This window comes from Paraflavitalea devenefica (assembly GCF_011759375.1).
GTDB lineage: Bacteria > Bacteroidota > Bacteroidia > Chitinophagales > Chitinophagaceae > Paraflavitalea > Paraflavitalea devenefica.
The window spans coordinates 1,806,303-1,827,042 of the sequence record NZ_JAARML010000002.1 but is presented as its reverse complement, the minus strand read 5'-3'; the positions used below and the strand labels follow the sequence as shown (position 1 = coordinate 1,827,042).

The following is a 20,740-nucleotide window of genomic DNA, read 5'->3' as shown; positions in this document are numbered from 1 at the left end:
TTACAATACCCTACTACCACTCCTAACCATATTTTAACAAATCCTGGATTTGGAAATCTGCCGCTGTTTAATATCTTTGTTTAACAATTTTGTCAAACTATATTGTCAATGGCAGTTAAAGACAGTCAAACCGAACAACAGATCAAGGATGCAGCACGCAAGCTTTTCTTTACCGAAGGGAGGTTCAATGCTACTACCCAGGAGATAGCCGATGCCGCCGGGGTCAACCGTACCCTGGTGAATTACTACTTCCGCTCGCGCGACCTGTTGTTCGATCAGATCCTGCGGGAAGCGAGGGACGCCATGGATCAGCGCCTCGACAGGGCCATGAGCACAGAGACTTCCTTTAAAAAGAAGATCGAGCATTTCATTGACATCTTCACAGAACAGGCTGCTACCTATCCTTACCTGGACATTTATATGGTCACCCGGATCAATGAGGACGTGGAAAAGCAAAACGAGATCATTGCTGATCTTAAAAAAACAGACCGGGTAAAGAATTTCCTGAAGGATGTAGAAGCAGAGATCAAAAAGGGTACTATTGAGAAAATAGAGCCCCAACAGTTTTTGATCAACCTCATCTCCCTCCTGTCGCACCCGGTAGTGATACAACCCATTTTCAAGAGGATCTTTAACTATTCTGATAAGCAATACAAGCAAATGCTGGCTGCCAGGAAGGAAATCATTTTAAAAATGCTGTTCAAATAATAGCATTTTTTACGCCCCTTATTTGACAAAAATGTTAAACACAAAGATTAAATAATAGTGTTAATAATGAGAGAACAGATCACGCAGAAGGCAGCCGCTTTATTTAACCAGTTCAGCGTGCGGAGTATAACAATGGACGAGATAGCAAGCAGCATGGGTATTTCCAAGAAAACACTGTATACCTGGTTTGCCGATAAAAATGAATTGGTAGAAATGGTATATGCTAGTCCCCTGCAGCAGTTGGAACAGGATTGCCTGAAAGTGATCCGGGGAGCCTCCAATGCCATCCAGGAAATATTCCTCATCTGGCAGTCTGTCAAGGGGACCATCAGCCTCATGAATGAAACATTGCTGCACGACCTACAGAAGTACCACCACGCAGCCTTTGAACGCTATACAGCTTTTAAGAAAGGGTTCTTATTTCAACTGCTGCTGAACAATATTAAACGTGGCCAGACAGAGCAACTGTACCGCAGCCAGATCATCCCGGAACTGATAGCCGGCTTCCAGGTATCTGTTACGGGCATTAATACCAAACAGGAAATCAATCACCATCAATTATGGCCACAGGCCACCATCAATGAGCAACTGGTATTGCACTACCTGTACGGGCTCGCTACCATCAAAGGCGTTCGGCTCATTGAAAAATATAAAAAAGAGTTTTCAGAACAGGCTTTGTCAGCCTAAGCCTGTCGAAGGATACAAAACAAAAAACACCAACCAGTAATAAAACAAGTGTATGATGGATGTGAAAAACAAAAGAACAAGGAAAAGGCTCACCCTAAGCCTGCTGCTGATGGCAGGGCTTTGGGGTGGAAGGGCCCTGGCGCAATCACCGGCTTCACCGGACAATGCCAGAACGCTTACCCTGAAAGAAGCGCTGAACTATGCGCTCCAGGCCAGTCAAACAGCCCGCAAGGCACGCCTCGATGTGGAGAATGGCCAATACCAGATTGATGAGGTAAAGGCGCGCGCACTACCACAGATCACCGGTAATGGCGGGCTTACCTATAATCCCATTTTACAATTGAGCGCATTGCCTGGTGAACTGGCCGGCCAGCCCGGCAAAACCCTGCTGGTCGCTTTTGGGCAAAAATGGAATTCCAGCGCCAGTGTTTCCCTGTCGCAGAACCTGTTTGACCAATCTGTATTTACCGGGCTGAAAGCGGCCAAATCCACCCAGGAGTATTACAGGATCAATGCACAACTTACCGATGAGCAACTGATCGAGCAGGTGGCCACCAATTACTACCAGGTACTGGTACAGCGCCAGAAGATCGAAGTATTGGACAGCACCATAAAGAATACCAGCACCGTCCAAACGATCGTTAAAGGCCAGTACGAAAATGGATTGGCCAAACAGATTGATGTGGACCGTATTGCGGTCAACATTTCCAACCTGCAAACACAAAGGCAACAATTATTAAATGGCGTAAGTCAATTGGAAAATCAGCTCAAGTATGCCATGGGCATGCCTATTCAAACTCCCATTGCATTACCTGCTGTTGAGTTCGCCTCCATTCACCCGCAGAGCGCTCCCGCAGGCGACACCCTGAATGTAAGTAATCGTACAGAGTTCAGGTTACTGAAGCAACAGGAAACCCTGCTGAAGTATCAGAAGGATGCCTACAAAGCAGAGTACTACCCTACCCTGTCGTTGAACGGTAACTATGGTTACCAGGGAATGGGCAATAAGCTTCCCTGGTTCCAGAAAGGCAGCGCGGGTGTCAGTTGGTTCGATTATGCTTCTGTAGGATTGACCCTGAAAGTGCCCATCTTTAATGGCGGCGCCACCCGCTCCCGCATCAGGCAGGCCGATGTAAGCATCCGCAAGCTGCAAGAGGATATTTCCAATACCAGCCTCTCCCTGAACCTATTATATGAAAATGCTAAAACACAGATCAACAACAGCATTATCATACTCAATAACCAGCGGGAAAATGTACAACTGGCGCAGAAGGTTTTCTACAATACCCGGAACAATTATAATAACGGACTGGCTACCCTGACCGACCTGCTGGATGCAGAGAACGCACTCACTGAAGCCCAGAACAACCATTCCGCGGCCCTGCTGGATTACCGCGTAGCGGAAATACAGCTCATTAAAGCCCAAGGCAACCTAAAATCATTATTAAACTAAGTATAATTCAACCAGGATGAAAAAGAGATCAATAGTACGCACCTTACTCACCATCGTCATCATCGCAGGCTCCATAGCCCTGATAGGATGGGTGCTCAACAACAATAAAAAGAAGAATGCGGAAAAAACAGCCGTGGTAGCTGCCGCCAATGGCAATGTGGCGGTACGGATAAGCCCTGTTCAGAAGCAGGCGCTGGAACTGGACTTTTCCGCCAATGGCAATTTCATACCAGGCCGGCAAATGAACTTTTCAGCCGAAAATTCCGGCAGGGTTACCCAGGTGCTGGTAGACGAAGGGAATGTGGTACATGTTGGACAAACACTGGCCGTTATCAAAACCGACCAGCTCAATGTAGACCTCGAAAGCGCACAGGCGAACTACCGGAATGCCCTGAAAGATAAAGAGCGCTATGAAAATGCTTTCAAAACAGGCGGTGTTACACAGCAGCAACTGGACCAGGCCCATCTCGCGCTCGACAATGCCGAAGCACGCGTAGCACAAGCCAAAATAAAAGTAGGCGATGCGTATATCCGCGCCTCCATCAATGGCGTAGTGAATAAACGTTATATAGAGCCGGGTGCAGTAGTAGCGCCCGCCACCCAGTTGTTTGAACTGGTTGACATTTCCAAACTGAAGTTGCAGGTAACGGTAGAAGAATCACAGGTAGCCAACCTGAAAGTGGGCGATAAAGTACCCATCAAAGTAAGTGTATTCCCCGACAAGGATTTTACCGGCACCGTGAGCTTCATTGCGGCCAAGGCCGACAATGCCCTCAGTTTCCCGGTAGAACTGGAACTGAAAGGCAATCCCGGTAACCTGGTAAAAGCCGGTATGTATGGTACTGCCATCTTTAACTTCCCTTCACAAGCGCCGGTAATATTGGTGCCCCGCTCTGCCTTCATCGGCAGTGTTAGCAGCAACCAGGTATTTGTAGTAAAGAACAATAACAGCGCCAGCCTCCGCAAAGTAGTGGCCGGCCGGGTAATGGGTGATAAAGTAGAAGTATTACAGGGATTGAATGAAGGAGAAACAGTCATCACCAGTGGACAGATCAACCTCACCGAAGGTGCTCCCATTTCAATTGTAAAATAACTAAACTGTCACCCTGAGCCTGTCGAAGGGCTTCGACAAGCTCAGCCTGACATTTAAAAATGAATTCATGAAACTTGCAGAAATATCTATCAAACGCCCTACCCTGGTCATCGTACTGTTTACAGTACTCATCCTGGGTGGCTTGTTAAGCTATACCTCACTGAACTATGAGCTGCTGCCCAAGTTCTCACCTTCGGTAGTATCCATTACCACGGTATACCCCGGCGCCTCCCCCAGTGAAGTGGAGAATACGGTGTCCAAGAAAATAGAAGATGCCGTATCCTCTATGGAGAACATCAAAAAGCTGGAAACAAAATCTTTTGAAAGCTTATCCATCATCACCATCACGCTGAACAGCGGCGCCGATGTGGACTATGCACTCAACGATGCCCAGCGTAAAGTAAACGCCATCCTGGCCGATCTTCCTGAAGATGTGGACCCGCCTTCGCTCAATAAGTTTTCACTGGACGACCTGCCGGTGATGACACTGGCTGCTTCCGGCAAAATGGAAGAAGCCGCCTTCTATGACCTGATGGACAAACGCATTGCACCGGTATTATCCCGTGTACAGGGCGTAGCCCAGGTAAACCTGATCGGCGGACAGGAGCGTGAAATACAGGTAAACATTGATGCCACCCGCCTGCAGGGCTTTGGCCTCTCCCTCATCCAGGTACAGAACGCTATCCTTGCTTCCAACCTCGACTTCCCGACCGGTAGCGTGCAAACACGCGAGCAGGATATCCTTATCCGTCTGGCCGGTAAGTATAAAAATGTGGAAGAACTGCGCAACCTCGTTGTCCTGAATAAGGATGGCGTGCAGGTACGCCTGAAAGACGTGGCTGATGTGCAGGATGTACAAAAAGACGTGGAGAAGCTGGCGCGGGTAAATCTGCAAAGCTCCATTGCCTTGCAGGTCATCAAACAGTCCGACGCCAATGCAGTATCGGTAAGCGAACAGATCACTGCCGGCATTAATAAATTGCAGAAAGACTATGCCAGTGCCGGATTGAAAATAGACATTGCGAACGATAGCTCTGTGTATACGCTGCAGTCAGCAGATGCGGTGATCCATGACCTGATACTGGCGATCGTCCTGGTGGCATTTGTGATGTTGTTCTTTTTGCACAGCATCCGGAATGCGCTGATCGTTATGGTGGCCATTCCTGCCTCACTGATCGCCACCTTCATTGGCATGGCCCTGCTTGGCTATTCATTGAACCTCATGTCGCTGCTGGCCCTTTCACTGGTGGTGGGTATCCTGGTGGATGACGCCATTGTGGTACTGGAAAATATCTACCGGCATATGGAAATGGGCAAGAACCGGGTGCGGGCAGCCTATGATGCCACCAAAGAGATCGGCTTTACCGTTACCTCTATTACCCTGGTAATTGTGGTGGTATTCATTCCTATTGCCCTGAGTACCGGGCTGGCGGCGGATATCCTGAAACAGTTTTGCGTAACGGTATCTATTGCTACCCTGCTCTCCTTATTGTCTTCTTTTACCATCGTGCCCTGGTTATCATCCCGCTTCGGAAAGCTGGAGCAGATCACCGGCAAAACATTCTTTGGTAAGATCATCGTAGGGTTTGAAAAAGGATTGCACCGCTTTACCAACTGGATCAGCGGTCTCCTCAAATGGTGCCTGGGCCATAAGAAAACCACGCTGACCGTCATGCTGGTATTATTCTTCGGCTCCTTCTACCTCGTAGGCGCCGGCTACATCGGTACAGAATTCTTTGCCAAGACCGACCGTGGTGAGTTCCTGGTGCAGATAGAAATGCCCAAGGATGCCTCCATTGAGCAAACCAATGCCATGACGCGCCGTGCAGAGGAATACCTCAAAACGAAAAAAGAAGTGACCAAGCTCATCACCACCATCGGGCAGAGCAGTGATGGTATGGGTGCTTCACAATCCACCGCTTATAAAGCTGAGATCGACGTACAACTGGTATCCAAACAGGAACGCCAGGATGAAGCCAGCATCTATGCGGTAAAAACAAAGCGTGAACTGGAGAAGATATTGGTAGGCGCTAAAATAAAAACAGTGCAGGTAAGTATCCTGGGTACAGCCGAACAGGCCCCGCTTTCACTGGTAGTAACAGGCCCGAACCTCGACAGTGTGATGCACTTTGCCAATGCTGCCATGGCCGAGCTGAGGAAAGTGCCCGGTGCTACGGAAATGCGTTTATCGGTAGAAGCCGGTAACCCGGAGATCAGTGTGCAGGTAGACCGTGATAAAATGGCGGCACTGGGCCTCTCGCTGAGCACCGTGGGAAGTACCATGCAAACAGCTTTTAGCGGTAATACCGATGGCAAATTCCGCCAGGGTGAATACGAATATGACATCAATATCCGGTATGAGAAATTCAACCGGCAGAACATTACAGATGTAAGCAACCTGCTCTTCATCAACGACCAGGGCCAGCAGGTACGTTTATCACAGTTTGCCACTGTGAAAGAAGGTTCCGGCCCCAGCCAGTTGGAACGCAGGGATAAAAGTACTTCTGTTACCATCCAGGCGCAAAGCGTAGGACGTCCCTCCGGTACCGTAGCTGCTGAATGGCAAAAGCTGTTTGATCAACTACCCCGTCCCACAGGTGTGGGCTATGTATGGAGCGGTGACATGGAAAACCAGAGTGAAGGATTTGGCTCCCTGGGTATTGCCCTGCTGGCAGCCATTGTATTGGTATACCTCATTATGGTGGCCTTATACAACAGTTTCGTATATCCTTTTGTGGTATTGTTCTCTATTCCGTTGGCCATCATAGGCGCCTTCCTGGCGCTGGCACTCACCAATGAGTCGTTAAACCTGTTTACCATCCTTGGATTGATCATGTTGATTGGTCTGGTTGCCAAAAATGCCATCATCCTGGTTGACTTTACCAACCAGCGTAAGGCAGAAGGCGCCAGTACTTACCAGGCGTTGATTGATGCCAACCATGCCCGTCTCCGCCCCATCCTCATGACTACCATTGCCATGGTGATCGGTATGCTGCCCATTGCCCTTGCCAAAGGTGCGGGCGCCGAGTGGAAGAATGGCCTGGCCTGGGTAATCATCGGTGGCCTTATCAGTTCACTGTTCCTCACCCTGGTGGTGGTGCCCGTGATGTACGCCATCTTTGATAAGATCATAAACAGGTTCAGCAGGGGCAAAAAGGACAAGAACATTGAAGAGCTCATCGTAGAGGACTATGTGCCGCAGGAAGTACATGAAGGCGAGTTCAGTCCTTCACATATATAATTGAAGCATTACTTTTTTAGGCAGGCATTGACTTAGACAGGAACAAAACCGTTAGCATTACAAAGAAAAGACCCCAATCGCCCGGTATATACCAGGAAGGTTGAGGTCTTTTTCTTTCGCCTTATTCGGTGGTATCTTCAATCCTTACCGGGCTTAAGCCGGAATAATTCAATGATGGCAATTAATTATCCTGCTTCAAATAAAAACCCCTGTATTGCCGTTAAAAGGTTACCTTAGTACCTATTCCGGTTGTTATTTTACGGACAGTAACAGATCTCTTTATTACTTTCTTTGATCAGGTAGCCGGCGTTCAAGTCAAAATTACATTCACCGTATGCACATCCAGGTACACAATCTCACCCTGAACGTCATTGATGCTGATATCAGGAAACTATTTGCTCCTTTTGGTATAGTAGACTCCGCCGAAGTGATTAAGGATAAACTCAATGGCCGCTCAAAAGGGCATGCCCTTATTGATATGCCGGTAGAAGCACAGGCAAGACAGGCTATTATAGTCCTGGACCAATCCATGGTAGATGGCAAAAAAATAACTGTGCGGGAAGTGGCTTATTATCCGGAGCGGTGATCTGGTGTCAGGCTTCACCTACCTCTATATAGCGATTCATAAACTGGGAACTGTCTAACTGGGCAATCGCCATAGCCCCGGGCACCTCGTCCATTTCTACAAAACCGTATCCAAGAGAATGGCCATTGCTCTCATCCGGCATAATATAAACAGAAAGTACGACGCCAAATTTTACAAACAGATTGGAAAGATGAGTTGCAGTAGCCATATCACTTAAATTTCCCACAAAGATGCGCATACAGTGAGTTTTTAGACGATGCAAGGCTAATCATATACAGGAACTGCGGAGGGCGGAGGTTAAACAGATCAGGATATATAAGAAGTCGTATGAATCTTTTAAAGCTACACTAATTATATGGCATTAACTAATTTATTATCAGTACTGGCGGCGCCAGGCAGGATAGGCTAAAGTTATACCTGTGAATTAATTGGCCATCAACGTTCAAATGACTACCTTTCACATGCAAATTGACATTTACAACATAAAGTATTGACCATTTTTTTGCTTCTTCATTTCTCCGCATAATTATAGTCTCGTCTACTTTTTATTGTTTTTGCCACAGTTATCTATCATCTTTTAATTTTACAGTATGAACATGTATGTTTCAAACCTCGGCTTTCGCGTTTCCGATGAAGACCTGCATGCGTTATTCGCAGCCTTTGGTGAAGTAACCTCCGCCAAAGTAGTAACCGACAGGATTACCGGCAAATCCAGAGGGTTTGGATTTGTAGAAATGCCACAGGCAGCAGAGGCTGAACAAGCCATTTCCAAACTGTCGGGTCGTGAAATAGAAGGCAGGGCCATCTCTGTATCCATTGCCAAACCAAGGTCTGAAAGTGGAGGTGGCAGGGGATTTTCAGGAGGCCGCAACAATTCCAGGTGGTAATGTGATAATATAGTCATAAATAATAAAGTCCCGAAGTATACCTCCGGGACTTTTATATTTAAAATAAAGTTGTCACACTGGTTTACGGCCCAACTGCTTCATGGTCCGGAAATGCGACAGGACCGCCTGGCGCATGGTAGGGAACTCGTTATAAGCAATATTATATTGCTGGCAGGCTTGCTTTACAATAATACTAATAGCAGGATAGTGCACGTGACTGATACGGGGGAATAAATGATGCTCTACCTGGAAGTTCAGGCCACCCGTAAACCAGGATACGATCTTATTGGTGCGCGCAAAATTGGCAGTTGTAATCACCTGGTGTATAGCCCACTCATTTTCTATCTGCAACTGGTCATTCACCTCCACATGCTCAAATGCGGTATCCTCTACCACGTGGGCCAACTGGAATACAATGGCCAGTGTAATACCCATTGCTGCATGCATACATATAAACCCGATCAGCCAGGGCACCCACCCCACTACCAGGGCAGGGAGTAAAATATAGAACAATACGTACAATACCTTACTGATCCAGAAAATAAAATGCTCCTTCCTGTCCATCTTCTGGAGGGGTGTATCCACCACCTTCCTTTTAAAATACTTGTCAAAGTCCAGCAAAAGCACCCAGGCCAGGGATGATATGGCATAAATGGGCACTACATAAATATGTTGAAAACGGTGTGCCGGGACCCATTTCTGCGTAGCACACATACGCATCAGGGGACTCTTATTGATATCATCATCCACACCGTCCACATTGGTGTAAGTATGGTGAATAATATTGTGTTTAAATTTCCAGATAAAAGCATTGCCGCCCAGGGCGTTCAAGGTTAATCCCATCACATTATTGATCCATTTCCGGCTGGAATAACTACCATGGCAGGCGTCGTGCATCACATTAAAGCCAATACTGGCCAGTACAAAGCCCAATAACGCACACAGCGCAATACTTACCCCTACCGGCAGCGGGAAAAGCAGCAGGGAAAGATACAATACTGCGGCAGATGTAATGAGCACTACTGATTTACTGTATAACTTCCAGTTGCCGGTTGGCTTTAAGCGCATGCTGGCAAAATACTGGTCGACCCCACTCTTGATCGTTTGATAAAATGGTTTACTCTTGTTATTATAAGTTACTTTAGGCATGATCAATGATTAATAGTAGCCAACCTTATACAGAAGAGAAATAACGTGGTTTTGCAGAAGTAGACTACGCGTGAAAGGTACGATTTATTTGACAGGCAGCACTGTTAAATAAACAACCGCTTCGTTAACAATGTAATCACTGCCCTGGCGGGCCAGCGCCACCACAAGTGCGGCTTTGCTTACTACTCACGAGCTTTTATGCTGCGGAGTGGATGCTTGTTGGCAAGAGGTTGGCACTTTTTGGTCCCTTCTATGCGGGGTTCCTGGTTGTTAGTATCTCTTGTATTTGTTGCGGGAGAGATTACTTTTATGCGTGGTATCTAATGGCTTATTACTCACGCTTTGGTGTATGTGCGCCAGGGATTGTCTTTCACACAAATGTAGTTAGAGTAGGAAGGACTTCAAATACGGGTGACATTTATGCATAAAATTATGCAAAATGATAACAAATGAAAAGCCGTATGCTGGAGGAAGTACGATTGGAAGGCGAAGCTATGGACACAAGGCTCTGGAGAGCAGGACAGGTCGCGCCAGTTAAGAGAGCTTTGGTATACGGGCACCAGTAGCCCTGCTGTTTTTGGCTAAAACCGCTGATTTTCGTGAAATGGGTCAACTATAGCTTAGGTATAGCTTAGGTATAGAGTTCCCATAGTCCAGGTATAGAGTATCTATAGAGTACCTATAGCTGATCTATTGGTGATCCCTACCCTGTCTATAGTTAGTCGTACCGTTTTCTCTACTTTTTTTGCTTCTTTTTTTATTTCGCCTTTGCTGCCGGTAGTAACATCACGACACAAATGTACATAGCAAAACAGAAGGTTTCCAAATGCGGGTGATAGTTATGTAGAGTTTTGATGAAAAATGAGAATAATGAAATGGGTGCGGATACTGGAGGGGGTGCGGGTGGAAAGCGAAGCTATGGACACAAATACATGGTCGCACGAGGCCGAGCTGCATACTTTCCCGTAAAACGGGACAGGCTCCGTAGGGACGGGATAAGTCGCGTCAGTGAGATAGAGGAAGGCTACAAAGCACCCCTCCAGCGTTAACCACCTACGCCAGGGCTTCGGTCCCCTATGAGAAAGTATTTACCCTTCATAGAATTACCCCCTAAATAGAATATATACTTGAGCAGTTTTTGAACCCATACAGCCCCTGTTATTTAATCCTTTTTATCAGCAATTTTTCTTGCACGTATAATTACTTGTATCTTTGGTAAGGTTCCTCGGAGTATTACGGTAACGGACTTGCTAAAACCATTTTGTTGAATTAATATTGCGCCACTAAAACCTATCCTCCCAAAAATTGAACGAGCATCACTTGAAATTCTAGACTGTTGAACGTATTCTTCAAAGCCTATTGGCATATAATTAGCGATATTCCTCTTCTTAAAAAATGCAACAAATCTGCATAGATTTGAATTCGTATATATAGTGGGAACATTACAATGAATAAAAACAGTCCGCCTCCAGATGACCTGATTGAAAGAATTAAACAAAAGGACGAACAGGCCTATAGGACTGTACATGCTCAATTTTATTTGCCATTATTCCAATTTACTTATGGTTTGCTGAAGGACCGGCCTACTGCGGAAGATATTGTTTCCTCATCTTTTATAAAAGCCTGGAAAATGAGCGAACGCTTTGATACGCTAAATAATTTAAAGGCTTTTTTGCTGACTGTTTGTCGCCATGAGGCATACGACTTTTTAAGGTACCACCACGGACAAACAGAAAAGCACACGATCCTACACGACGACCTGGAAAAATTTTTAGAAAACAAGGTTTTGGATGAAGATATCTCACATGCGCTGATCCGATCAGAAGTCATTAATACCATTTTTCAGGAAATCAAAAAACTCCCGGGTCAACGAAAGGAGGTAATTACCCTGCTGTTTATAGAAGGACTTGATACACGTGAGGTGTCCAGGCGGATGGGGCTTTCAGAAGGATCCGTAAGAAGCACTAAAGCTAAAGCCCTGGAGCAACTGCGCAACAACCCTCTCTTAAAAAAACTGCTTTTGGCCGTTACACTACTTATCCGGCTCGCGGCCTAAAACGAATCAATATTAAATAAATATTAATTCTGGCGGTACGAAACCTATATCTGACCGGTTTTATTAATAGGAGGTAATGCAGTACCCCCTTCTCAACAAATAACTATGCTATCAATAGAAGAGCGAATACATGAATTGATAATCAAATACTTGGAGGAGAATTTGTCCCTCAATGAGACCAGTGAACTGGATCATTGGATTCATGCGTCGCCCAACAATAAGGCTCTTTTCGAAGAGCTTACCAATCCTGAAAAACTGCGCCGGCTGTTAAATGAATGGCAGGAATCGGAAAAATACCTGCAATCCCGTAGAATTATTTCAGAAGAAACCAAGATAATTTCTTTTCAGAACAGGAGGAGAAGAAATTTTTGGATAGCCGCCGCATCCATCACCTTCTTGATAACAACATGTGCTTACCTTTACTTTCGCTCTGATGCCGGCAAAAAGGAAATTGAAATCACGGCCACTTCTCCGGTTATACTACCAGCAAATGGCAATGCTATCCTCACTCTTTCAAATGGAAAGCAACTTATTCTGGAAAATTTAGCCGATGGTGAACTTAAAGCACAAGAGGCTTCCGCTATTTATAAATCCGGCGAAAAATTATCCTACACCGGAGGTTCCCCAGATGAAGCAATCGCTTTTAATACCATTTCAACAGCTAAGGGAAAGCAATACCAGGTGCAATTGTCTGATGGTTCCAGGATTTGGATGAACGCTCAATCTTCTATGACCTTCCCTGTTAGTTTTCCTGAAAATGAAAGGATCATTGAAGTTGAAGGTGAGATCTACCTGGAAGTGGCGAAAAATATAAATAAACCCTTTAAGGTAAAAGCGAATAATACCATCATTGAGGTTAAAGGAACACATTTTAATGTATCTGCCTACAAGGAAGATGACCAGGTACAGGTAACGCTAATTGAAGGTTCGGTACTGGTTTCAACAGCCAACCGGCATGTAATACTACAACCATCAGAACAATCAATAACCAACAGAAGTGGTCACATTGAAAAAAATGAAGGCGCCAATGTACAGCAAGCTATTGCATGGACCAGGCGGGAATTCTATTTTCACGACACTACGTTGGGATCGATATTTCGCGAAATTTCCCGGTGGTATGATATTCAATTGCGTGTGGAGGGAGTTGATCTCAATAAACGACTTGTGGCGAGAATATCAAGAAATAGCTCACTGGACGAAGTACTGAATATTCTTTCAGCAACCGATCTGGTACATTTTAAGCGGGAAAGCAACAACACTATCCTTGCATTGCCATAAGACAATTACCATTCTCTAAATAATTACCATTTCTCTCTTATCCTCTGTTGAAATTTCGATTGCCTTTCCTGTGAGATAATTCTCATTTGCGTACTTGCCTAAAAGCTTTTTGTAAACCAATAAAGCTTTTTTGCATGTTTTCTTAGCATTCAAACGATTCAGGCAATTTTTTTGATAAAAGAATAAATGGTCAATTATGCATATTTCCTTACTGCTTCGTAGCATAACGTTCGCAACAATATCTATTGCCTGCGGCAGCAGTATAGTGAACGGGCAGTCGCTCACATCGGTCAACCGTTTATCGCCAGTTTATAGCCATAAAGCCCCGGCAGAGATCAAGTCATTGAAAATCGGGGACGCAGTGCCTGACATTAAGATTGACGGCGTAATTAACCACAGTGATTCTTCTATTAATATCACTGACTTCAACGATAAGCTGCTGATCATAGATTTTTGGGAAAGCTGGTGCAGCTCTTGCGTAGCAGCGCTTCCCAAACTACAAAAACTTCAGGAAGAATATCAAGACCAGGTGCAGGTAATAACAGTGACGCGGTATGATTCAAAACAACAAATGACCAAACATTTAAGCTATAACAAACAACTTAAAAAGTTTTCACTTCCGACAGTAATTCATGATAAGGTTCTACATAAATACTTCCCCTTCGTTTCAGTATCTCATGTTATCTGGATCTATAAAGGTGTAGTCATTGGTCAGACAGGTTCAGAACACTTTACCTCCGCCTTCGTGAAAGAAGCACTTGCAGGAATGGCCAGTCGCTGGCCTGTTAAAAATGACCTGTTGTCCTTTGACTATAAAAAGCCTTTACTAAGCTATACCAACCGGGAGTTGGTGAAACCTAGGTTACTCTTTTATTCAGCATTGACCGGAGCATTGGAAGGTGTTCATTTCAGCGCAGACAGAATTGTGGATTCCGCCCAAAATAGCATAACCTATAACTATTTAAATGTTCCGCTCATTGACCTGTGCAAGGGCGCCATTAAAGGAGATATTTCAGGGGATTATGACTTGAAAGAAGTCAAATTTAATGTTTCGAACACCAATAAATTTGATACTGACAACAACACTAACAGCTTTTATTGGACGGCTAAAAATACTTCCTCCAACACTTTTTGTTATTCTATTTCCTTACCACTAACATTGTCTGCCATCGAACGTAAAAGAGCTATAAGCCGAGATTTACATCACTGGTTATCGGTGGGACTGGGAATCAACGTGTCTCAAGGACCATTGCCAACCCCGTGTCTCATTATTCGCAGAAAGCTCAATACCAATCTTACTCCTTTAAAAGAAAAGGCTGTGGGAGAGCAAATCGTGGTCTCAGACAAGGACGTTCATTTTATTAATATGAGCGTTCAGGACATTATTGTCCATCTGAACAATAACGAGCGAAATCTCCCCTTTATTTACAATGAATCTGGCGTTCCTGACAGCTTGAAATTTACGTTGATACTATCTGTACCCGCCTTATCCAATTTTAACGATTTTAAGAAGGACATGGAAAGGCAGGGGTTTGATGTGCAACTGGAACAAAGGGAACGGATGATGTACATAATATCGGAGTAACTAAAAATTTTGCCTATACGCAAAAACCGCTCCGGATGGTACCCGAAGCGGCCAATTGTTCAGGCAGATCGCAAATAGGCTGTAGCAATTTTCAATCTTTTAACCTAAACACTGCAAAGGTATGGTATTCTTTTGTTGCCCTCCCAGGGTAAAACGTAGTGCAATCTGGGAATCAAAAATTCTGATTAAAGTGAAATTGACCGTTCTACTTTTAACAATGGTATGTATGCATGTTTCCGGCAATGGTATTGCCCAAAACATTAGCCTGGACTTAAAAGATGCCCCGATCACAAAGGCATTTGAACTGATCGAGAAACAAACAAATTTCAGGTTTGTTTATGGCACAACAGAGATCAGACAAGCCAAATCAGTAACTGTGCAGGTATCTAATATTAATTTTGAAAAGGCACTGGAAGCCTGTTTTAAAGGGCAGCCTTTCAAGTATAAAATCTTAAAAACTAACATTGTTGTCAGCCTCATTTCCAGCAATCAGCAGGAGATGTTTTCTTCTCCCCAAGGAATTAATATGGGTCGCTTATTGAATATAAGCGGCACCGTCTGGAATCAGAACAATGAACCAGTGGACGGGGTCAGCATCAGGATCAAGGGCAGTCAACGTGGAACGACTACTGATGCCAATGGCTTTTTCGCTTTCAAAGGGATAGAAGGCGCCGATACATTGGTATTTACCGGCGTCAACGTAGAAGATCATGAAACTCCTGTTGCCGGTAAATCATCACTTAAAATATACCTGAGAAACAGGGTTAATGCAGAAGAACCAGTGGTCATTAATACGGGGTACCAGAAAATCGGACCGAACAGGGCGGCTGGTTCTTACGATGTCATCAACAATGAAGAATTGAATAGAAGAGTAGGCCCAGATCTGTTGAGCCGCCTGGAGGGCGTGACAACAGGCATCCTGTTCGACAGGCGCGGTGTTTCCGGCGTCGAATCCAGTTTGCCACTGAATAATGTTCTCATTCGCGGATTGAGCACATTTAGCTCAACGGTTCAGAACCCATTAATAGTAGTCAACAACCTACCCTACGAAGGCGACATCAACAATATCAACCCGAATGATGTGGCGAGTATAACCGTTTTGAAAGACGCTGCAGCCGCTTCTATTTATGGCGCCAGGGGCGCGAACGGCGTCATTGTGATCACTACCAAGCAGGGCAGGTATAACCAGCAAACCAAAGTTTCGGTCAATTCCAATATTTCGGTAACGGAAAAGCCTGATCTGTTTTTCTTTCCATCTATGTCCACCTCTGATTTTATTGATGTCGAGACGTTTTTATTTGAGCAGGGTCACTATGATGGAATTTTGAGCGATATGACCACCTATACTCCCGTAACCCCTGTTGTGGAAATCCTGAATAAAAGACGGGAAGGTTTAATATCCGACAATGATGCTACTGCTGCCATTGATGCTTTAAGAAAAATTAATGTACGGAATGATTTCGAGAAATACATATACCGGCGTGCCTACAGCCAGCAATATGCCATGAATGTAAGTGGAGGCAGTCCGAAAATAAAATATATGCTATCCGGCGGCTATGACAAAGGTTTAAACAATTTGGTGGGAGTACAAAATCAAAGGATAACGCTCCGGGCCGATAACACAATCTCGCCTATCAACAACCTGGATGTAAGATTTGGAATAGCTTATACTTCCAGTACTTCAAAAAATAACAGCATAGGAAACTTCGGCACCAATGCTTACGATGTGGGTATCAACTACCGGCTGTACCCCTACGCACAACTTGCAGCTATGGATGGCGCTCCTTTATCTATTGCCAAATGGTATAGAACAGGCTTTACAGATACAGCCGGTGGTGGGAAATTACTAGATTGGAGTTATCAACCGCTCAATGAGCTGAATGCCATTGACAATACGAACAAAAATCAAGATATAGTCTTCAATTTTGCGCCTACCTATAAAATTACGAACTGGCTGACGGCTGCTGTCAATTACCAATATCAAAGAAGTAACGTTGAACTTCGCAAGCTCTATTCAGAAAATTCGTTTTATACTCGCGATCTTATTAATTTATTTACCACTGTACAGGGCAATGCTGTATCCAGAGGCATCCCCTTGGGAGGCATACTTTCCATCAGAAATCAAAAAATGGTTTCCCAGGCAGTGAATGGGCAGTTAAACTTTTCCTACAACTGGAAAGATAAACACAAGATCATAGCATTGGCGGCAGGGGAATTAAGGACAACAGATATTGATGTAGCATCAGCTATCTATTATGGATACGATGATATTACAAAATCAACTTCCAATGTAGATTTTGTAAATCTCCTACCTCAATATGGTGATTTTGGCAATAGAAGGGTCCCCAACTCTAATGGGATATTTGAGACCGCAGACCGTTTTGTATCCATTTTTGGCAATGCAGCCTACACTTATGATAACAAGTACACCTTAACCGTCAGCGGCCGTAGGGATGCTTCCAATCTTTTTGGTGTAGATATCAATAATAAATGGAAGCCATTTTGGTCTGTGGGTACTGCCTGGGAATTGTCGAGGGAACGGTTTTACCAGGTGAATGCCGTGCCCTATTTAAAGCTAAGATTCACCTATGGCTATCAGGGAAATGTCAATAACACGATCTCCCCCTATACCATTATTCAATTAAATGATGCTGCTTTCAGTATTGTTAACCAGCCATACGGAATCATTACCAGGCCAGGGAACCCAAGTTTAAGCTGGGAAAAGTTATCTCATTTGAATTTAGGGTTGGAATTCAGGATATTGAATAACAGGATCAGCAGCACTGTTGACCTGTACAAGAAACGCTCGAAAAATCTCATCCTATCTAAGGATATAGATCCTACTTCGGGTGTCTCATCAACCCTTGCCAACAGTGCCGGCCTTACCGTAAAAGGCGCAGATATTTCCATAAGCTCTTTAAATTTCAAGGGTCCATTCAAATGGAACACGGAACTTTTGTTTTCTATAGTTTCTAACAAAGTCACAGACTATGGGTTTCCTTCGAATTATGTTGTAGGCAGTACTATTGAAACAAACGGGAGTATCATTTCCTTTCAAAAAGGTCATTCTCCTTATTCCATTTATAGCCTGCCTTCTGCCGGACTTGACCCTACCACAGGAGACCCGCAGGGCTATCTTGGCAAAGGGATAAGCAAAGACTATTTTGGCATCCTAAACCAATCGTACGATACAGCACAAGTGACCTATCACGGTTCTGCTATTCCGCTTGTATTTGGCTCCTTGAATAACCAGTTTTCGTTCAAAGGAGTATCATTGACAGTCAGTATCTCCTACCGATTCAAATACTACTTCAGGAAAAACACTATCAGGTATGGAGCGTTGTTTGACAATGGAATAATGCATCCCGATTACGAAAAAAGATGGAAGCAACCCGGAGATGAGAAAACAACCACTGTACCTTCCATGACCTATCCCGATGATCCAAACAGGGACCAGTTTTATTATTTGTCATCGGACAATGTACGAAAGGCAGATAATGTAAAGCTGCAGTACATCAGGCTGGGGTATGCATTGGATAAAATGATCTGGAAAAAAAGCCCTTTTGAGAAAATTGAAGTGTATTTGTATGGTAACAACCTGGGTATTTTATACCGGGCGAACGACGAAAAGCTGGATCCCGACACCAATACCGGAAATGAAGTTTTTCCGAACCCTAAAACTTTTGCACTCGGACTCAAATTTGATTTTTAGACACTTAACTGCTTTTATATGTGCACAACTATTATAAAGAAATTGTTTTATTGCCTGGTAATCATTGCTACCCTACCGGGTTGTAAAAAGTATCTTGATAAAAAATCGGATTCCCGGCTTAGCACTCCCGGGTCGCTCAAAGACCTGCAGGCCATTATTGACAATTATACCGCAAATAATCAATCTTTTCCCATGCTCAATAATGGGACTGACGAATATTATCTTACACCAGGTAATTTGAATACTTTAGATCCAGCAGCCAGGCAATCGTATATATGGGAATCAAAAACGGACGCTTCTGTAGACTGGACGACTATTGGATATAAGACTGTATTCTATGCCAATACGGTGTTAGATAATCTTGAAAAGGTTGATGTGAAAGGAAAAGAAGACATGGCCATGTCCATTAAGGGGGCTGCCCTTTTTTACAGGGGATTTGCTTTCTATAATCTATCACAAATCTTTGCCCCACCCTACGATCCGGCTACCAGTAAAAGTGATTTGGGTATCCCACTACGGCTGAATGCTGATTTTAACGAACAGTCCCGGCGGGCTACTGTTGAAGAAACGTACAAACAGGTATTGGATGACCTTCAAAGCGCTACTACTTTATTGAAAAATACGCCGCCACCATCCGAACCTTTATACAAAACCAGGCCTACCCAAACTGCCGCCCTGGCTCTTTTAGCCAGGATATATCTTCAAATGGGCAACTACACCTTGGCTTTACAAAATTGTCAGGAAGCGCTTAATTTATATGACACCTTAATGATCTATAAGGATGCTACTACATTTGGCGGGAATACCCCCTTTAAAGTGTTTAACCCTGAGGTAATATTATATACTTTCACTTTTGGCGCCAATAACGGATATTATTTTGTATCCACGGTAGATACCACTTTATTTGCTTCCTATTCCCTTAATGACCTAAGAAGGCAGGCCTTTTTTGGAAAGCGGTCCAACGGCACTTATTTCTTTAAAGGCAGCTACAATGGAACAAGAACCAATTTGTTTAATGGCTTAACTGTTGATGAGCTATACCTAATAAAAGCAGAATGCCAGGCACGCCTCAATAACACAACAGAAGCAATTGCTGCTTTAAACCATTTGCTGGAAAGACGGTGGAAAGCCAATAGCTTTGTGGCCTACCAGGCCGCGGATGCGTCCGAAGCATTGGGCCTGATCTTACAGGAAAGAAAAAAAGAATTGGTAAATCGTGGGATCCGGTGGTCTGATCTCAGGCGGCTCAATAAAGAGTCCCAATATGCTATCACTTTAACAAGGAAACTGGACGATCAGGTGTACCAACTTCCTCCCAACGACCTACGTTACACTTATTTGATCCCCGAGCAGGTAATCGTTATGTCGGGAATAGAACAGAATAAAAGGTAGAATTTATTGGCCATGAATAAATGAGGGACTGCCTAAAAAATAAAAGGCAGCCCTTGTTATTTTAAACCATTATGGTCCTTCTGCATAGGAAACCTCATTCGGTACTTGGTCGTCGGCTATGCGGTTATTCCGGGGAAAGTCTGTATCCAAAGGAACAACCTGCGCAGAAAACTCGTCTATATCAATAATTCCATTAAAGTTTGTATCGTCAACACGAATCCAGCAAACTTTGGCATTACCTTCACACTCAATTGCAAGCAGGGCGGTACCATAGTCAGTATAATTTGTTTGCAGAATTTCATTGGTAGATCCAACAGTGGGTGTAAAGATCAGGTAATGGTAGTTTGTTATTTTCATTGTGTCGAACGAACTGAACCCAATGGATAGAGCGAGTGCGAATATGCCTAACAAGTGCTTTTTCATAAATAAAAATTTATAAAAGGTAGAAATTTGTCGGCCATGAATAAACAAAAAGGGCCACCTTAAAAAACAAATGGCAGCCCCGTTATTTTAAACCATCATGGCCTTTCCGTATAGGAAGTGCCATTCGGCGTTTGATCGTCAGCTATGCGGTTATTTTTGGGACTGTCGGTATCCAAAACAACAACCTGAGAAGAAAATTCGTTTGGATCAATACTTCCATTTAAGTTGAAATCATCAACACGAATCCAACAAACGGTGGCACTACCTTCACATTCAATTGAAGGCTCAGAGAGACCATTATCAATATAGTTTGTTTGCAAAATTTCGTTGGTAGATCCAATTGCAGGGTTAAAGATCAGGTAACGGAAGCTTACCTTTTTCATAGTACCGAATGAACTGAACCCGATGGCAAGAACGAGCGCGAACACACCCAACAAGTGCTTTTTCATAAATAAAAGTTTAATGGTTAAGGGCTAATAGAATAAAGGCA

The 20,740-nt window shown here is 44.2% G+C and carries 16 protein-coding genes; 12 read left to right on the top strand and 4 right to left on the bottom strand.

Annotated features, from left to right (window positions below):
* Window positions 1-108: 108 nt before the first annotated feature.
* The 6 genes from HB364_RS16705 (at window position 109) to HB364_RS16680 (ending at window position 7,768) form a co-directional block, all read left to right on the top strand.
* Entirely contained in the window at window positions 109-708 is a 600-nt protein-coding gene (locus HB364_RS16705; protein ID WP_167289354.1) for a TetR/AcrR family transcriptional regulator, read from the top strand.
* A gap of 66 nt (window positions 709-774) precedes the next feature.
* Entirely contained in the window at window positions 775-1,395 is a 621-nt protein-coding gene (locus tag HB364_RS16700; RefSeq protein ID WP_167289353.1) for a TetR/AcrR family transcriptional regulator, read from the top strand.
* A 52-nt stretch (window positions 1,396-1,447) separates the two neighbouring features.
* Window positions 1,448-2,848: a TolC family protein gene (locus tag HB364_RS16695; protein WP_208419978.1), complete on the top strand. Its 1,401-nt coding sequence runs from the start codon at window positions 1,448-1,450 to the stop codon at window positions 2,846-2,848.
* Window positions 2,849-2,864: 16 nt separating this feature from the next.
* A complete protein-coding gene (locus tag HB364_RS16690; RefSeq protein WP_208419977.1) occupies window positions 2,865-3,941 on the top strand; it encodes an efflux RND transporter periplasmic adaptor subunit in 1,077 nt (358 codons plus the stop codon).
* Window positions 3,942-4,008: 67 nt separating this feature from the next.
* Window positions 4,009-7,182, top strand: coding sequence for an efflux RND transporter permease subunit (locus tag HB364_RS16685; protein ID WP_167289352.1), 3,174 nt, complete (start codon window positions 4,009-4,011; stop codon window positions 7,180-7,182).
* Window positions 7,183-7,516: 334 nt separating this feature from the next.
* Complete coding sequence (locus HB364_RS16680) at window positions 7,517-7,768, top strand: RNA recognition motif domain-containing protein (RefSeq protein WP_167289351.1); 252 nt, start codon at window positions 7,517-7,519, stop codon at window positions 7,766-7,768.
* 7 nt (window positions 7,769-7,775) lie between these two features.
* Here the strand turns inward: HB364_RS16680 and HB364_RS16675 are convergent, their stop codons facing one another.
* Window positions 7,776-8,006: an RNA recognition motif domain-containing protein gene (locus HB364_RS16675; protein ID WP_262889788.1), complete on the bottom strand. Its 231-nt coding sequence runs from the start codon at window positions 8,004-8,006 to the stop codon at window positions 7,776-7,778.
* 352 nt (window positions 8,007-8,358) lie between these two features.
* Here HB364_RS16675 and HB364_RS16670 point away from each other — a divergent pair, with 352 nt between their 5' ends.
* Window positions 8,359-8,655 carry an RNA recognition motif domain-containing protein gene (locus HB364_RS16670; RefSeq protein WP_167289349.1) on the top strand — a complete coding sequence of 99 codons (297 nt, stop codon included), beginning with the start codon at window positions 8,359-8,361 and terminating at the stop codon, window positions 8,653-8,655.
* Window positions 8,656-8,727: 72 nt separating this feature from the next.
* Here the strand turns inward: HB364_RS16670 and HB364_RS16665 are convergent, their stop codons facing one another.
* A complete protein-coding gene (locus tag HB364_RS16665) occupies window positions 8,728-9,804 on the bottom strand; it encodes a fatty acid desaturase family protein (RefSeq protein ID WP_167289348.1) in 1,077 nt (358 codons plus the stop codon).
* A 1,447-nt stretch (window positions 9,805-11,251) separates the two neighbouring features.
* Between HB364_RS16665 and HB364_RS16660 the strand changes: the two genes are divergently transcribed.
* The 5 genes from HB364_RS16660 to HB364_RS16640 all read left to right on the top strand — a co-directional run bounded on the left by HB364_RS16660 (window position 11,252) and on the right by HB364_RS16640 (window position 19,827).
* A complete protein-coding gene (locus tag HB364_RS16660; protein WP_167289347.1) occupies window positions 11,252-11,860 on the top strand; it encodes an RNA polymerase sigma factor in 609 nt (202 codons plus the stop codon).
* A 105-nt stretch (window positions 11,861-11,965) separates the two neighbouring features.
* Window positions 11,966-13,138 (top strand): FecR family protein, encoded by a 1,173-nt coding sequence (locus HB364_RS16655; RefSeq protein WP_167289346.1) that lies wholly within the window; start codon window positions 11,966-11,968, stop codon window positions 13,136-13,138.
* A 196-nt stretch (window positions 13,139-13,334) separates the two neighbouring features.
* Window positions 13,335-14,723 (top strand): TlpA family protein disulfide reductase, encoded by a 1,389-nt coding sequence (locus HB364_RS16650; protein ID WP_167289345.1) that lies wholly within the window; start codon window positions 13,335-13,337, stop codon window positions 14,721-14,723.
* A 226-nt stretch (window positions 14,724-14,949) separates the two neighbouring features.
* Window positions 14,950-18,435 carry a SusC/RagA family TonB-linked outer membrane protein gene (locus HB364_RS16645; RefSeq protein ID WP_167289344.1) on the top strand — a complete coding sequence of 1,162 codons (3,486 nt, stop codon included), beginning with the start codon at window positions 14,950-14,952 and terminating at the stop codon, window positions 18,433-18,435.
* Between the two features lie 18 nt (window positions 18,436-18,453).
* On the top strand, window positions 18,454-19,827 hold the full coding sequence (locus HB364_RS16640) for a RagB/SusD family nutrient uptake outer membrane protein (RefSeq protein WP_167289343.1): 1,374 nt from the start codon (window positions 18,454-18,456) through the stop codon (window positions 19,825-19,827).
* Between the two features lie 69 nt (window positions 19,828-19,896).
* On the opposite strand, the gene HB364_RS16635 is transcribed toward HB364_RS16640, so the two are convergent.
* A complete protein-coding gene (locus HB364_RS16635; RefSeq protein ID WP_167289342.1) occupies window positions 19,897-20,250 on the bottom strand; it encodes a hypothetical protein in 354 nt (117 codons plus the stop codon).
* A gap of 95 nt (window positions 20,251-20,345) precedes the next feature.
* Complete coding sequence (locus HB364_RS16630) at window positions 20,346-20,699, bottom strand: hypothetical protein (protein WP_167289341.1); 354 nt, start codon at window positions 20,697-20,699, stop codon at window positions 20,346-20,348.
* Between the last annotated feature and the right edge of the window lie 41 nt (window positions 20,700-20,740).

What these genes read in the sequence shown, in the direction of transcription:
- HB364_RS16675 (WP_262889788.1), bottom strand. Translation starts at nt 8,006, where the DNA reads ATGCGCATCTTTGTGGGAAATTTAAGTGATATGGCTACTGCAACTCAT.
- HB364_RS16695 (WP_208419978.1), top strand. Translation starts at nt 1,448, where the DNA reads ATGATGGATGTGAAAAACAAAAGAACAAGGAAAAGGCTCACCCTAAGC.
- HB364_RS16680 (WP_167289351.1), top strand. Translation starts at nt 7,517, where the DNA reads ATGCACATCCAGGTACACAATCTCACCCTGAACGTCATTGATGCTGAT.
- HB364_RS16705 (WP_167289354.1), top strand. Translation starts at nt 109, where the DNA reads ATGGCAGTTAAAGACAGTCAAACCGAACAACAGATCAAGGATGCAGCA.
- HB364_RS16700 (WP_167289353.1), top strand. Translation starts at nt 775, where the DNA reads ATGAGAGAACAGATCACGCAGAAGGCAGCCGCTTTATTTAACCAGTTC.
- HB364_RS16650 (WP_167289345.1), top strand. Translation starts at nt 13,335, where the DNA reads ATGCATATTTCCTTACTGCTTCGTAGCATAACGTTCGCAACAATATCT.
- HB364_RS16640 (WP_167289343.1), top strand. Translation starts at nt 18,454, where the DNA reads ATGTGCACAACTATTATAAAGAAATTGTTTTATTGCCTGGTAATCATT.
- HB364_RS16660 (WP_167289347.1), top strand. Translation starts at nt 11,252, where the DNA reads ATGAATAAAAACAGTCCGCCTCCAGATGACCTGATTGAAAGAATTAAA.
- HB364_RS16655 (WP_167289346.1), top strand. Translation starts at nt 11,966, where the DNA reads ATGCTATCAATAGAAGAGCGAATACATGAATTGATAATCAAATACTTG.
- HB364_RS16630 (WP_167289341.1), bottom strand. Translation starts at nt 20,699, where the DNA reads ATGAAAAAGCACTTGTTGGGTGTGTTCGCGCTCGTTCTTGCCATCGGG.
- HB364_RS16665 (WP_167289348.1), bottom strand. Translation starts at nt 9,804, where the DNA reads ATGCCTAAAGTAACTTATAATAACAAGAGTAAACCATTTTATCAAACG.
- HB364_RS16690 (WP_208419977.1), top strand. Translation starts at nt 2,865, where the DNA reads ATGAAAAAGAGATCAATAGTACGCACCTTACTCACCATCGTCATCATC.
- HB364_RS16670 (WP_167289349.1), top strand. Translation starts at nt 8,359, where the DNA reads ATGAACATGTATGTTTCAAACCTCGGCTTTCGCGTTTCCGATGAAGAC.
- HB364_RS16685 (WP_167289352.1), top strand. Translation starts at nt 4,009, where the DNA reads ATGAAACTTGCAGAAATATCTATCAAACGCCCTACCCTGGTCATCGTA.
- HB364_RS16635 (WP_167289342.1), bottom strand. Translation starts at nt 20,250, where the DNA reads ATGAAAAAGCACTTGTTAGGCATATTCGCACTCGCTCTATCCATTGGG.
- HB364_RS16645 (WP_167289344.1), top strand. Translation starts at nt 14,950, where the DNA reads ATGCATGTTTCCGGCAATGGTATTGCCCAAAACATTAGCCTGGACTTA.